Below are 14111 nucleotides of genomic sequence, written 5' to 3'. Positions count from 1 at the left end.
GGCGGAGCCACCGTGGCCGCCGGCCTGGTGGCCAGCAAGAAGCCGGATGGTTACACCTTAGGGGTTGTATCCACCGGAGTGATCACGGTACGTCCCCATCTTCTAAAGCTATCCTACGATCCGCTGAAGGATTTCACTTTGATAAGCCAATATTCCCTTTATATTGGAGCGGTGACCGTCCTTAAAGATTCCCCCTATAAAAATATCGGAGAATTTATTGCCTATGCCAAAGCGAACCCCGGCCTTTCCTATGCCTCGCCCGGCATGTACACCCAGCAGCATTTGGCAACGGAGCTCTTCCGCCAGTGCAAAGGCCTGGATTTCAAGCATATTCCCACCAAAGGAGGAGCGGAAGCCAACACCCAACTTCTCGGGAAGCACGTTAATTTTGTGGCCGGGGCCGGGCAGCATATTCAATATGTGAAACAAGGAGTATTCCGTATGCTTGCCGTTTTCAATACGGATAAACGGGACCCGAATTACCCGGATGTGCCCACGATAAAGGAGCTGGGCTGCCAGGATGCTCCGGCTCTGGGCTATATCGTGGTAGGCCCGAAAGGGATGCCGGAGGCCATTTATAAAAAACTGAGTGGGGCGATCAAAAAAGTGGTCGAAGGATCTGATTTTCAGAAGCTCTTAAGTCACCTCGAAATTCCCTATGCCTATAAAGACCGGGCTCAGATGGAGAAAGACGTTCTGGTTGAATACGAGTTCTATAAAACTTTCCTCCAAAAAATGGGAGCCAAGAAAGAGGGTTAAATGGGCGGGGAGATAAAAGAAAGAAGGAGAATGCTGGAAAATATGACGAGAGGAGGGCTGTCCATGCGGTTCCAAAAGAAAAATTCCAAAATGTTCGTTATTTCCATGGTCCTGTTGTCTTTCCTGATTTCCTGGCCGTCTTTGGCCGCAGGTCAAACTTACCCGGATAAACCCATCACTCTTTACTGCGGGTACGAGGCCGGCGCTACGACCGACTTGACGACCCGGGCTCTGGCCAAAGGCGCCGAAAAACTGCTCGGGGTTTCGGTCGTCGTCGAGAATAAGCCCGGTGGTTCCTCATCGGTTTGTGCCGCCTTAGTGGCTTCCAAGAAACCCGACGGGTATATCTTAGGGGTCATTGATAGTTTTGGTTCTTTGACCGCCCGCTCCCACCTCATGCCCCCTCCCTATAAGCCGTTGGAGGATTTCACCTTTATTGTGCAATACGGACTGTATGTTGGCGGCATTTGTGTGCTGGCCGAATCTCCCATCAAGACGATCGAAGAGTTCATTGCTTACGCCAAGGCCCATCCCGGCCTCTCTTATGGCTCGGCGGGTATGTTAAGCCGGGGGCACATTGCCGTGGAACTCTTTGCCAAGTGCAAAGGCCTGACTTTGAAACATGTGCCCTTCAAGGGGGGAGCCCCGGCCAATACCGCTCTTCTGGGCAAGCATACCGATTTTGTCGCCGGAGTAGGGCAACATATCCAGTACGTAAAGCAAGGGGTATTCCGGATGCTCATGGTCTTCAGCGCGGAAAAAAGGGATCCCTATTTCCCTCTTATCCCGATGGCCAAAGACCTGGGTTGCGAGGACGTGCCGCCCAACCAATATATCATGGTCGGGCCCAAGGGGATTCCCGAGCCCGTTTACCAAAAGCTCAACGAGGCATTTAAAAAGGTCATCAATGGGCCTGATTTCCAAAAAGTTATGGAAAGCTTCAACCTGCCCCTGGAATATAAAGACAAACCCCAACTGGAAAAAGAAATGGCTGCCCAATATGAATGGTATGGATCCTTCCTGAAGAAAATGGGGGTAAAAAAATAAGGATCATCTCCAAATTAGTTGAGGGTCAAAGAGCTGGCCTATTTAAAATGGGCAGTGATTTCAGGGTCCCCGAAGGAAAGTCATCTTGCTTGCAATCTGCCTTTCCTTCCGGGCCCTTGGCAGGCTTTCTTTAAAAATTTTGATCAACTAATTTGGAGATGACTCACAATTTCTGGGTGGCCTCTGTGGTTAGATTTTGATAATGCCTTCCGAGGGAAAAGGAGAGAATTCATGGAGAGGAAAGATTCTTTACAGAAGATCCGCGAAGAGAAAGAAAAATGGGAGCAGAAGACGCTAAAACCAGCTTTGGAGCGATTCAAGCTAAAAGAAGCCCCGACCCGGTTTTATAGCTCTTTGGATGCAGGCGAAAAATTCGATTTCCTGGATAAAGTAGGCTTTCCCGGGCAATATCCCTTCACAGCAGGAACCTTTCCGACCTTTCCCTACCAAACCGGGGAGAGAGGTTCTGGCTCTATCGCTCAGGCCCCCGGGTTAGTCCGGGCCGGCCGCTATTCGGGCTATGGATCTGCCGAAGATACGAGGGATTATTATCTTCATATGAAACAGTTAGGGCAACGGGCCGGCCCCAATATCGCCTTCGACTTGCCAACCCAGTGTGGGTATGACTCGGATAACCCCCTGGCCACGGGGGAAGTAGGCCGGGTGGGAGTGGCGGTCGATACCTTACAGGATATGGAGATCATCTTCGAGGCTTTCTCCGGGGAGAATGACATTGACCGGACAGCTTCGAACTTTACCATCAACGCCCCAGCCAATATCATCATGGCCATGTACTTAGCCCTGGCGGACAAACGCGGGATTGGGTGGGATAAACTGCGGGCTTCCCCGCAAAACGACATCCTTAAAGAATTTATTGCGCGTGGTACCTACATATTTCCCCCCCGGCATTCGATGCGCATGTTTCGGGATAGTCTGGTATTTTTTACCAAACATCTTCCGAACGTGAACATCACCAGCATGGGCGGGTTCCACCTCCGGGAAGCTGGAGCAACTCGCGAGCAGGATTTAGCCTTCAGTATGGCTATCGGAGCAGCTTATCTCCAGGAAGGGGTCAACGCCGGCCTGCAAGTAGATGCTTTTGCGCCCCGCTTTAGTTTCAACGCCTTTGGCGGGTCCATGGAATTTTTTAAGGAGATTGCTTTTCACCGGGCGGCCCGGAGAATGTGGGCCAAAATTTTGCGAGAGAAATTCGGGGCGAAGAATGAACGATCTATGCTGCTGCGCGTGGCTTCCACTGCCCATTGTGGGCGGGTGAACTGTACCGTGCAACGCCCGCTCAACAATTTGACCCGATCGATTGTCGGCGGAATCGCCGCGGCTTTAGCCGGTGGGCCGCCCAACTGCAACCCTCCTTTTGATGAACCCATGGGTTTGGGCTGGAGCTTAGAAGCCATTCAGCTAAGCGAGGATGCGGCTCGCATCCTGCAAAACGAAGCTCGCTTGATAGATGTTATGGATCCCCTGGCCGGGTCTTATTACGTGGAATCCCTTACCGATGAAATTGAAAACACCGCCTGGAATGAATGGGAGAAGATTCAATCCCTGGGCGGGGCTGTGGCCGCGATTGAAAACGGATATTTGCCGAAGGAGGTGGCCCGCAGCGCGTATGAGCGGCAAAAAAGGCTCGAAGAAGGAAAGGATTTAATCGTCGGGGTCAATTGTTATACGGGGGAGGGAGAACTTGAGGTGCAAACCACCCGTTTGGTGCCCCATCCTTATGATCCGGAACGCCGCGAGAATGCCGAAAGGAAGCAGACGGAAAGGTTAAGAGAGATAAAGAAAAAGCGGGATAATAAAAAGGTAGCTCAATTGCTTAAAGAACTGAAAAATGCGGCCGTAAAAGAGGAAACCAATTTATTCCCCCAACTCATCGCCTGCGTAAAAGCCTATGCCACCGGGCAGGAGATATGTGATACTTTGCGGGAAGTCTTTGGAGAGTACCAACCCACAGCGCTTTAAGAAACAGGGTTCAAGGATTCAAGGGGTCGAGGTTATAGAAAGGAAGAGGAGATAAATCGATTATGACAGCAGACCAAGGAGAAAGCAAAGGCCCTCTTCAAGGGATCCGGATTATCGATTTGAGCATGATGCTGGCCGGCCCTACCGGTTCCATGTTGATGGGAGACCTGGGAGCAGAGGTCCTTAAAATCGAGCCCTTAGATGGAGATGAAACGCGGGAAGCCCCTCCTTATTATTATGGCGAGAACAGTGCCTATTTCTGGTCCATCAACCGCAACAAAAAAAGTGTGGTGATCAATCTAAAGTCTGCGGAAGGCCGACAGGCCTTTTATGATCTGGTAGCCAAGTCCGATGTGGTTTACGACAACTACCGGCCAGGGGTTCTCGAGCGCCTGAAGATCGATTACGAAAATCTGAAACGCTACAATCCGCAGATTATCTGCTGTTCCATTTCTACCTTCGGTTACATCGGCCCTTACCGCGACCGGCCGGGCTATGATCTCATTGTCCAGGCCATGAGCGGGGGTATGTCCATCACGGGCGAACCCGGGGGCTCCCCCGTCCGGGCGGGAATCCCCCTCGGAGACCTGGTAGGAGGACTGCTGGCCGTGCATGGAATTCTGGCCGCTTATATTCACCGGCAGAAGACCGGCGAGGGACAGCGGCTGGAGGTCTCCCTGTTGGACGGCCAGGTTTACCTTTTGACTTACGTTGCCCAGTATTACTTCCATTCCGGAAACATTCCAGGTCCTATCGGGTCGGGCCATCAATCTCTGGTTCCCTATCAGGCTTTTAAAACCAAGGATATCCAGATTGTCATCGTAGCCCACCAAGACCATCACTTCCAGAGGCTTTGCCGGGCCATGGAAAAGCCCGAATGGGCCGAAGACCCCCGGTTCGCCAACCGGAAGGCCCGCCTGGAAAATAAATCGATTCTGATCCCCATGATGGAGAGCCATCTTCAAACCAAAGGCGGCGATGAATGGCTGGAAGCCATTCACAAGGCCGGAGTGCCTGCGGGACCCATCAATACGCTGGATCGGGTTCTATCGGACCCCCAGGTCCTGGCCCGGGAGATGGTCGTCGAGATTGACGGGCCGGCAAACGATAAGATCAAGACCATTGGCAATCCTTTGAAAATGGAAAAAACTCCGGCAAATACTTTCACCCGCCCGCCTCAACTGGGGGAACACACCCGGGAGGTCTTATCAAACGTTCTCGGTTATTCTAAAGAGAAGATCGATACCCTCGTTCAGCAAGGAGCCATAAAGACTGCTTGATTGGCTGGCCTTTTTAAAATCGCAGGATGGCAGGAAAGGAAGGGAAAGATGAAAGCAACGGAGACGCTGGCCCAATTTATCGTTGACACGAATCTGGCTGAAATTATCGCCGAACCCAGGGAAATCGGGAAAAGGGCCATCCTTGACTGCCTGGGAGTTGCCTTGGCAGGTTCCCGGGATCCAATGGCCAAGATCATGACCGACTTTATCAAGGATACGGGAGGACGCCCCCAGGCCAGCGTTTGGGGGAAAAAGTTCAAGACCTCACCCTCTCTGGCCGCCCTGGCCAATGGGACCTTTGGCCATGCCCTGGATTACGACGACATAAACCGAAGCATGCGAGGTCATCCCACCGTTCCCGTGCTCCCGGCAGCATTGGCCGTAGGAGAAGCATCGCAAGCCTCGGGGAAGGAGGTCCTGGTAGCCTTTCTCATCGGCTTTGAGGTGGAAGCGAAGCTGGGGGCCGGAATTAACCCTCATCTCTTCGAAAACGGATGGCATCCCACGGCCGTCCTGGGCTCCATGGGCGCGGCGGCGGCTTCGGTCAAACTCCTCAAGCTGCCCGTTGAAAAAATATGCATCTCTCTGGGGATTGCCGCCTCCCTGGCCTCCGGCCTGCGGCAAAATTTTGGAACCATGACCAAGCCCCTCCATGCGGGGCATGCGGCCGAAAACGGCGTGGTTGCCGCCGAGCTCGCCCGAAGGGGGTATACGGCAGACGGAGGGATTGTGGAGGGCAAGCTCGGCTTTGCCAACGCCTTCGCCGGCCCGGGAAAGTACGATTTGAATAAAATCATATCACAGCTGGGAAAGCCCTTCGATATCGTTTCTCCGGGCGTGGGGCTGAAGCGCTATCCGAGCTGCGCCCGGACCCATCCGGCCATCGATGCCATGCTGGAGATGGTCGAGCAGAACGATCTTCGGCCCGGAGACGTGCAGGCCATATCCTGCGCCGGAAGCTACACCACCCCCCAGATGCTCATCCATTCCCGGCCGCAGACGGCCCTGCAGGGAAAGTTCAGCATGGAGTTCTGCCTGGCCCTGGCCCTGCTGGAAAGAAAAGTTGAACTTCCCCATTTCAAGGACCAGAAGGTTCAAGACCCCAAGATTCAGGAAATGATCAAAAGAGTCACCTTCTCCGTCCGCCCCGACCTGAATACCATCGAGAATTCAGGCAATCCTTCCACCACGGTGAAGGTTGTTTTGAAGGATGGAAGGGAGTTTACCAAGACCGTAGATGAAGCGAGGGGCACCCCTGGGAATCCCCTTTCTTCTGAAGAAGTCAGGGATAAATACCGTCAGTGTGTGAAAGGAATCCAATCCCAAAGGGAGAGGGAAAAGACCATAGGGATCGTCGAGGACCTGGAAAAATTAAAAAAGATCTCCGCTTTAACCGACCTTTTAAGGGGTAAATAAAGTGAGTAAAGCCCGGGTAGAAGAACTTAGGGAAAAAAGAAAAACGCTGGCTGATACCGAGGAAGCCAAGAAAAAACAACATGCAGCCGGGAAACTGACGGCCCGGGAGAGGATCGAATTGCTGGTCGACCCGGGAAGTTTCAATGAACTCGATGCTTTCGTGGAGAGTTTCGCCCCGAAATTCGGTAAGTTAAAAGGAAAGACGACCAACCGGCAGGGGGTGATCACCGGGGCGGCCCAGATCCAGGGCCGGCCGGTTTACCTCTATGCTCAGGATTTCACTGTGGAGGCTGGCTCCATAGGAGAGCGAGAAGCACGGAAGATCGCCAAGGTCCTCGACCTTTCCATGCAAAATGGGGTTCCCGTGATCGGGCTCAATGACTCCGGTGGGGCCAAGGTTAGCGAGGGAGTGAGAAACTTCTCTTTTTGGAACATCTTCCAGAGGAATGTTATGGCCTCGGGAGTGGTTCCTCAGATCTTTGCCATCTTGGGACCCTGCGCCGGGGGTGCGGTCTACTCTCCTGCCCTGGGAGATTTCATCTTCATGGTTAAGGATATTTCCGCCATGTTCTTAACCGGTCCGGCGGTCATTAAGGCGGTCACCGGAGAGGAGGTCACCAAGGAGAAACTGGGGGGCCCCGCCGTGCAAACGCAGATCAGCGGAGTGGCCCACTTCCTGGCAGCCACCGAACAGGAATGTATGGAGATGATCAAGGAGCTTTTGAGCTACCTCCCTTCGAATAATCGCCAGAACCCTCCCCGGATAGAGACCGGAGACGATCCTTTGCGGGAAGATGAATCGCTGCGTGACCTCGTCCCCGAGGACCCCAAGAAGTCTTATGACATGCGCCAGGTGATCAAGCGGGTGGTGGATGGAGGAAAATTTTTCGAAGTCCACCGCGGATTCGCCGCCAACATTCTCACGGGTTTCGCCCGCCTGGACGGCTACCCCGTGGGAATCGTAGCCAACCAACCCAGGGTTTTGGCCGGTTGCCTGGATATTCATGCCTCCGATAAAGCGGCCCGGTTCATCCGTTTCTGCGACGCCTTCAATATCCCTCTGATCACCCTGGTGGATGTCCCCGGATATATGCCCGGTTTGGAGCAGGAGTACGGGGGGATCATCCGGCATGGAGCCAAGATGCTCTTTGCCTATGCCGAAGCCACCGTCCCCAAAATCACCGTGGTGCTGCGCAAAGCCTATGGGGGAGGAATCGCCGGCATGTGCGCCAGCAAAGAGAGAGGAGCGGACGAACTGCTGAGCTGGCCATCGGCGGAGATCGCCACGTTGGGAGCCGAAGGGGCAGTGGAGATCTTCTTCCCCGACGAAATCAAAATTGCTTCCGACCCGGAAAAGCGGCGTCAGGAATTAATCGCCGAGTTTCGGGAACAGGTGACCAGCGTTTATGCGGTCGCGGGTACCGGCCGCATCGATAAGATTATCGACCCCAAGGAGACCCGGCCGGCGCTGATCAAAGCCCTCCAGACTCATCGTTCCAAAACGGAATCGCTTCCCTGGAAGAAACACGGGAATATCCCGCTCTGAAAATTGGAATTCAGAAGCCAGAATTCAGGAGTCTGAAGCTCATCCCTAACTGAACTTTCTAACCTCTTTAACGATATGTTCCAGATGAAGAGGGCTGGAGCCACAGCAGGCAGAGACGATTCGCGCCCCTTCCCGGACCCATTTTCCTACGTATTCGGCAAATTGTTCAGGTCCGGCAGCGTATTTTTCCCGCCCCTCCACCACCTGGGGCGAGCCGGCGTTGGGTTTGGCAATCAGCGGTTTCTTACAGTGAGCCTTCATGAGGCCGATCACCTCGGCCATCTGTTCGAGGCTGATACTTCCACAATTAGCCCCGATGACATCCGCTCCTTCTGCTTCCAGGCGCGCCGCTGCCACTTCCGGACTCACCCCCATCATGGTGCGATATCCCTTCGGGGCAGGGTCGAAAGCCAGGGAGACGATGACCGGAAGAGAAGTGTGCCTCTTGGCCGCCCGGAGTGCGATCACCGCCTCCTCCAAGTCATACATGGTGAGGATGTTGATGATCTCCACTCCGCTTCTGGCCAAAGCCCAGACCTGTTCGGAATAAACCTCCAAGAGTTCCTCTCCGCTCAGATCTCCCAGAGGCTTCAAAATCCTGCCGGTGGGACCGATGTTCCCAGACACGAAACTTCGTTCCGGCTGGACCTCTTGGATAATGCGGATCACCCCCCGGTTTAACTCCTCCACTTTTTCGGCTAGGTCGAACTTGGCCAGGGAAATCCGGTTCAGAGTGAAAGTGGCCCCGGACACGATGTCACAACCTACCTGAAAATAATCCCGAACCAGGTTCCGGTAAACCTCCGGGTGCTCCACGATCCATTGGCTGATGCACTTTCCCAGCTCGGCTCCCATCTGGTGCATCATGGTCCCCATGGCCCCGCTCATGACCATGACTTCTCGTTCCACTCTCTCCAAGAATAACTCGCCCACCATTCCCTCCAGAAGAAATTTTTGACCTCAATATATCACACCTTTTTCATCATGGCGAGCAAAGCCCTGCACCGTCCTGAACAAAACTTCGGGGCTAAAGCCCTGAGTTACCTGCAACTTAACCCTTCAGGGTTGAAATGAGGCGGACTCCCGACCAGCTTCACCCTCCCCTTCGAGAAAGGGTTGGCCTCCTTTCCCGGAGCCCTCGAATTTTAGGGTTGACAAAAAGCTCCGATTATTCTAAATGTCCATACATCTGGATGTATGGATAATAGAGAGGGGCGGCGCAGCCTTTCTCCTTCTCTTACGTTTATGTTCCGTATAATTTAGGCCTGCAAATCCCTCTTGCTGAACTGCGGGTGAAACCTGTATTCCGATTAGTCGAAGAATATTGCCATATTCCCATTGCCGAGACCGTCCACCGGATAAGTGCCACCACTGCCGATGAAGCAATGACCCGGGTGTTGGAAGTAAAGAAGGGGGAACCTCTGCTCTTAGTCTATCGGAACTATTACGCCGTCGATACCCGACCGGTTGAACTGTCTGTTGTCTATTACGATGTAAAAAAATTGGAGTACACCATCCGTTTGCGAAGGCAGGTTGGCCCGGGAAAAGGTAAGGAATTGGCCAAGGATATATTGGAGAGAGAGATAAATTGAGGAGAAAAAATACGGGCGAGGGGGATAAATCACCAATCTCTGGATCGCTGTTTTTTAGATTCATCATAAACCGGATTTCAGCCGGGTAGAAGGAGTGGATATGTCGCCTATGAGGGATGAAATTGAAAAGCTCAGGCAGATTGAAGAAACGGTCCGTGCGGGTGGAGGGCAGAAGTATATCGACGAGCAACACCGTCTGGGGAAGCTCACCGCGCGGGAGCGCATCGATCACCTGATGGACGCCGGCACGTTCGTTGAAGTAAACATGTTAGCCCAGCACCAAAGCACCGATTTTGGCATGGAGAAGAACCGGCCCTGGGGCGATGGAGTGATTACCGGTTATGGAAAAGTGGATGGTCAGGTCATCTTCCTATATGCCCAGGATTTCACCGTCATGGGAGGATCGGTAGGACGGGTTCACGGCCAGAAGATTGCCTCCCTGATCCGTATGGCCCGAGAGGCTAACGCTCCGATGGTGGGTTTGATCGATTCGGCCGGCGGAAGAATCCAGGAAGGGAGCGGAGCCTACTCTTTGATCTTCGCGGAGAATGTAGAATCTTCGGGGGTCATTCCCCAGATCTCAGCGATCATGGGAAACTGTGCGGGCGGAGGGGTCTATTCCCCGGCTCTGACCGACTTTATCTTCATGGTGGATAAGACCAGCCAGATGTTCATCACCGGGCCCCTGGTCATCAAGGAGGTAACGGGTAAGGAGGTAGGCAGCCAGGAACTGGGAGGAGCCAGGGTTCACAGCCAGATTTCCGGAGTAGCTGATTTCGTGTGTCAGAATGAGTTGGATTGTCTGGCCAAGGTTAAAAAGCTTTTACGTTTCCTCCCTTCCAGTTTTATCCAAAAACCTCCAGTCATCCCTACGTTGGATGATCCCGGACGCTGTGAAGAAGCTCTGGCGGAGATTATTCCCGATAGTCCCAAAAAAGTATACGACATGCGCCGCTTGATTTCCTTGATTGTGGACAACGGGGAGTTCTTTGAGCTCAAGGCCGGGTTTGCGAGGAATATGGTTATTAGCCTGGCGAGGATGAACGGGAGACCGGTGGGCATTGTGGCCAATAACCCTCTCTTTTTAGCCTCGGCCATTGATTGCGATGCGGCGGATAAAGCTGCCCGGTTCATCCGGACCTGTGATTGTTTCCATATTCCCCTGATTTCCCTGGTGGACGTTCCCGGGTATCTTCCAGGGCTCAAAGAGGAACACAAAGGGATCATCCGCCATGGAGCCAAGATGCTCTATGCCTGGAAGGAAGCCACCGTGCCCAAGGTGACCTGCATCATCCGCAAAGCCTACGGCGGAGCCTTTTCGGCCATGAGCAACAAGGAGATGGGAGCGGATCTGGTATTGGCCTGGCCGACTACAGAGATTGCTATCATGGGTGCAGAGGGGGCGGTCCGGATCCTCTACCGCAAGGAAATCGAGGCAGCAGCTGACAAGGCTCGGATCCGGGATGAAAAGATTCAGGAATTCCGGGAAAAGTTCATGACCCCTTATTACACCGCCTCAAAAAGACAATTAGATGTTTTGATCCGACCGCAAGAGACCCGGCCTCATATCATCCGAGCCTTGGAGATGCTCGAAAACAAAAAGGTAACCCGGGCAGAAAGGAAACACGGTAACATCCCCTTATAAGAATGGGGCGAAGAAATTTTAAATCCGAAGCAAGAAATTCGAAACAAATTCGATTGCCCCCAACAAGTGGTTCGAATTTTGATATTGGGATTTTGAATTTGTCTCGGATTTCGATATTCAAATTTCGGATTCATAATTCAGTTTACAGTTGATCGGGATAAACGAAGGAAAGGAGAAAAAAATGAGAGTCGCGGTACCAGAAAAATGGGATCTGGAATATGACGTGGTCGTCGTGGGCTGGGGGTCGGCGGGCACTGCTGCCGCGGTCACGGCCCATGACCAGGGGGCCAAGGTTTTAATCCTGGAGAAGATGGCGGAAGGCGGCGGGAACACCAGCATCTGCGGCGGGAATATTATTATCCCCCAGGGAAAGGAATTCATCGAATATCTCGACACCCTCTCCTTCAAAACCACGGAGCGGGAGATCATTGAAACCTTTGTCGAATATGCCCTGAAAAACGGTGACTGGATCCGGGAAATGGGTGCGGATGTCCAGGTTTTCAGACCCCTGGAAGTTGCCTATCCAACGATGACTGCCGGTGCAGGCTTTCCCAGTGTTCGCGGGGCGGAAACAGCCGTTAAGTACAACATTAAAGGAACCCCAGAGGAAGGGAAGCCTTCCCAGCGTCTCTGGAAATTCCTTTCCGGCTTGGTCGCCAAGAGGGGAATCCAGGTTTTGGTCAAAACTCCGGCCAAGGAATTGATTCCCAATGCGCAAGGCGAGGTCATCGGGGTGACGGCGGAAAAGGAAAGAAAGACGATTCATATAAGAGCGCGGAAAGCAGTGATCCTGACCTGCGGCGGTTATGAGAACGACCCGAGGATGAAATGGGATTATATGCCGGTCAAACCCCTCATGTTCCTGGGAACGCCGGGGAACACGGGCGACGGGATCCGGATGGTCCAGAAGATCGGCGGAGACCTGTGGCATATGAGCCGGTTGTCCTGCTTGATCGGTTTCAAGGCTCCGGAGTTTGAAGCGGCTTTCTGGGTTTCTTTCCTCAGTGAAGGGTTCATCTTCGTGGACAAGTATGGCCATAGGTTCGTCAACGAGGCCGGCATCGAAATCCACGAATACTACCGGGAACTCTCCCACTTTGACATGGAGAAGATGGAGTTCCCCCGGATACCCCTCTGGGCCATCTTCGATGAGCAGACCCGGCGCCGGGGCGCCTTGAGCCGGGGAACAGCCGGCTACAACCGAGATCTTTATTCCTGGAGTCTCGACAATTCGGCAGAAATAGCCAAGGGATGGATCCTTCAGGGGAAAAGCGTGGCCGAGTTAGCCTCCAGGATTTCCATGGAACCGAAAGTACTCGAAGAGACCCTCGTCCGTTACAACCAGTACTGCAAGGCTGGCAAGGATGGGGATTTTGGTCGGCCCAAAGAGGATCTCCGAGCACTGGAGACTCCCCTCTACGCCATTCAGCTCTGGCCGGCCTTGATCAACACCCAGGGAGGCCCCCGGCGGGATAAAGAGTCGAGAGTCCTGGATCCTGAGGGGAAGCCTATTCCCCGGCTCTATGCCGCCGGTGAGCTTGGGTCCATTTGGGGGTACCTCTACCAGGGGGCCTGCAACATTGGGGAATCCCTGGTCTTTGGCCGGATCGCGGGAAAAAATGCTGCCGCAGAAAAGCCCTGGGCTTAGGAACAGCCATGAACAGTCTGCTACTTGACCAAAGAAATTTTGTGGTGGGGGCTTCCCAGGACAGGGTCTGGCGTTTGATCGGCAAGGTCATCTTCAGCAGCCTGCCGGGCCTGGAGAACATGGAAATTCTGGATGAAAATACCTTTCGAGCCCTCTTGAGGACCCAGATTCTTGGATTCCGGGTATCCTTGAAATTAAAAGGCGAAATTGTAGACATGGAGCCGCCTAACTCCTTCTCGGTAAAGCTTTTCCTGGCAGGTCCGGGTGGGTTTTTTAAAGCCGACCAGAAGGTTACCTTTGCCATGACGCCGGTAGAGCAAGGAAAAACAGCTTTGGCCTGTAAGGCGGCTGTGGAAAACATGGGGTTCTTGCCGCGGTTATTACTCCTCGGTGAGGCCCGGCGCTTTGCCCGCTCTACCTTTGAGGCCATAGAAAAGCGTTTGAAAGAACTGGCATAGGACAGTTCCGGGTTGCGGATTATGGATTTTGAATACCGCGTAGGGGCACCCACCGGGTCGCCCCTACTGAGAAGAAAACACGAAGGGAGCATGAAAGGAGAAAAAATGATTCATAAGATTGCCCATCTCGGAGTGGCGGTAAAAAACATTGAGGAGACAGAGAAATTTTACTCGGAAGTTCTTGGGCTGAAGATTCATGACCGAGAGCAATTGACAGAGATCAAGGCTTCCTTCATTCCGGTAGGGGATACGGCCCTCGAACTTCTCCAGTCTACCACCCCCGAGGGGGTTATCGCCAAATTCATCGAGAAGAGGGGAGAAGGGATTCACCACATTGCCTACCACGTGGACAACATTGAAGAGTCCCTGGAAGAACTGAAGGCTAAAGGCGTTGTCCTGATCGATCAAAAACCCCGGAGGGGAGCCCACAATTCCAAAGTGGCCTTCATCAACCCCAAGAGCACTTATGGCATATTAGTTGAGCTTGTGGAGCCAGATAAGAATCATTAAAGTTCATCCTTTTATCGGACACGGACAAACACAGATAAACACGGATCATTATTAATTCAAAATTAATTCAAACAAAAAAGATCTGTGTTCATCCGTGTAAATCTGTGTCCAATTGAATAACCACGGAGGTAAAAATGGATTTAGAGTTGACCAAAGAGCAAGCCATGTTCCGGGATATGGCTAGAGAGTTTGCCCAGAGGGAAATCCTTCCCACGGCCAGAGAGAGGGAC

General features: G+C 53.0%; 12 protein-coding genes and 1 pseudogene. 12 read left to right on the top strand and 1 reads right to left on the bottom strand.

The window, feature by feature from the left end; genetic code table 11:
• From Q7V48_11050 to Q7V48_11025, 6 genes are all read left to right on the top strand, one after another.
• Positions 1–759: tripartite tricarboxylate transporter substrate binding protein (locus Q7V48_11050; protein ID MDO9211262.1), on the top strand; the 759-nt coding region annotated here is incomplete at its 5' end.
• A 63-nt stretch (positions 760–822) separates the two neighbouring features.
• A complete protein-coding gene (locus tag Q7V48_11045; protein ID MDO9211261.1) occupies positions 823–1806 on the top strand; it encodes a tripartite tricarboxylate transporter substrate binding protein in 984 nt (327 codons plus the stop codon).
• Positions 1807–2037: 231 nt separating this feature from the next.
• Positions 2038–3786: a methylmalonyl-CoA mutase family protein gene (locus tag Q7V48_11040; protein ID MDO9211260.1), complete on the top strand. Its 1749-nt coding sequence runs from the start codon at positions 2038–2040 to the stop codon at positions 3784–3786.
• A gap of 62 nt (positions 3787–3848) precedes the next feature.
• Complete coding sequence (locus Q7V48_11035; GenBank protein ID MDO9211259.1) at positions 3849–5066, top strand: CoA transferase; 1218 nt, start codon at positions 3849–3851, stop codon at positions 5064–5066.
• A 48-nt stretch (positions 5067–5114) separates the two neighbouring features.
• Entirely contained in the window at positions 5115–6482 is a 1368-nt protein-coding gene (locus tag Q7V48_11030) for an MmgE/PrpD family protein (GenBank protein ID MDO9211258.1), read from the top strand.
• Between the two features lies 1 nt (position 6483).
• Positions 6484–8028 (top strand): acyl-CoA carboxylase subunit beta, encoded by a 1545-nt coding sequence (locus tag Q7V48_11025; protein MDO9211257.1) that lies wholly within the window; start codon positions 6484–6486, stop codon positions 8026–8028.
• A gap of 45 nt (positions 8029–8073) precedes the next feature.
• Here Q7V48_11025 and Q7V48_11020 read toward each other — a convergent pair whose 3' ends face one another.
• The gene (locus Q7V48_11020) at positions 8074–8964 is read right to left on the bottom strand and encodes a homocysteine S-methyltransferase family protein (protein ID MDO9211256.1); all 891 of its coding nucleotides are present in this window, start codon (positions 8962–8964) and stop codon (positions 8074–8076) included.
• 296 nt (positions 8965–9260) lie between these two features.
• Here Q7V48_11020 and Q7V48_11015 point away from each other — a divergent pair.
• The 6 genes and pseudogenes from Q7V48_11015 to Q7V48_10990 all read left to right on the top strand — a co-directional run.
• Positions 9261–9620 (top strand): annotated as a pseudogene (locus Q7V48_11015) (UTRA domain-containing protein).
• A 109-nt stretch (positions 9621–9729) separates the two neighbouring features.
• Positions 9730–11265 carry an acyl-CoA carboxylase subunit beta gene (locus Q7V48_11010; GenBank protein MDO9211255.1) on the top strand — a complete coding sequence of 512 codons (1536 nt, stop codon included), beginning with the start codon at positions 9730–9732 and terminating at the stop codon, positions 11263–11265.
• 181 nt (positions 11266–11446) lie between these two features.
• Positions 11447–12913, top strand: coding sequence for an FAD-dependent oxidoreductase (locus Q7V48_11005; protein MDO9211254.1), 1467 nt, complete (start codon positions 11447–11449; stop codon positions 12911–12913).
• An 8-nt stretch (positions 12914–12921) separates the two neighbouring features.
• Positions 12922–13371: an SRPBCC domain-containing protein gene (locus tag Q7V48_11000; protein MDO9211253.1), complete on the top strand. Its 450-nt coding sequence runs from the start codon at positions 12922–12924 to the stop codon at positions 13369–13371.
• Between the two features lie 105 nt (positions 13372–13476).
• Entirely contained in the window at positions 13477–13881 is a 405-nt protein-coding gene (gene mce / locus Q7V48_10995; GenBank protein MDO9211252.1) for a methylmalonyl-CoA epimerase, read from the top strand.
• 134 nt (positions 13882–14015) lie between these two features.
• A partial coding sequence (locus Q7V48_10990; GenBank protein ID MDO9211251.1) for an acyl-CoA dehydrogenase family protein occupies positions 14016–14111 on the top strand: 96 nt, incomplete at its 3' end.

The organism is Deltaproteobacteria bacterium (genome assembly GCA_030654105.1).
In the GTDB taxonomy this organism is placed as follows: Bacteria; Desulfobacterota; SM23-61; order SM23-61; family SM23-61; genus JAHJQK01.
This window is presented reverse-complemented; position numbering and strand designations above follow the sequence as displayed.

Bases quoted from the DNA above. Each gene is read 5' to 3' on its own strand.
- Q7V48_11000 (MDO9211253.1), top strand. From the start codon at position 12,922: ATGAACAGTCTGCTACTTGACCAAAGAAATTTTGTGGTGGGGGCTTCC.
- Q7V48_11045 (MDO9211261.1), top strand. From the start codon at position 823: ATGCGGTTCCAAAAGAAAAATTCCAAAATGTTCGTTATTTCCATGGTC.
- Q7V48_11035 (MDO9211259.1), top strand. From the start codon at position 3,849: ATGACAGCAGACCAAGGAGAAAGCAAAGGCCCTCTTCAAGGGATCCGG.
- Q7V48_11030 (MDO9211258.1), top strand. From the start codon at position 5,115: ATGAAAGCAACGGAGACGCTGGCCCAATTTATCGTTGACACGAATCTG.
- Q7V48_11020 (MDO9211256.1), bottom strand. From the start codon at position 8,964: ATGGTGGGCGAGTTATTCTTGGAGAGAGTGGAACGAGAAGTCATGGTC.
- Q7V48_11005 (MDO9211254.1), top strand. From the start codon at position 11,447: ATGAGAGTCGCGGTACCAGAAAAATGGGATCTGGAATATGACGTGGTC.
- Q7V48_11010 (MDO9211255.1), top strand. From the start codon at position 9,730: ATGAGGGATGAAATTGAAAAGCTCAGGCAGATTGAAGAAACGGTCCGT.
- Q7V48_11040 (MDO9211260.1), top strand. From the start codon at position 2,038: ATGGAGAGGAAAGATTCTTTACAGAAGATCCGCGAAGAGAAAGAAAAA.
- mce (MDO9211252.1), top strand. From the start codon at position 13,477: ATGATTCATAAGATTGCCCATCTCGGAGTGGCGGTAAAAAACATTGAG.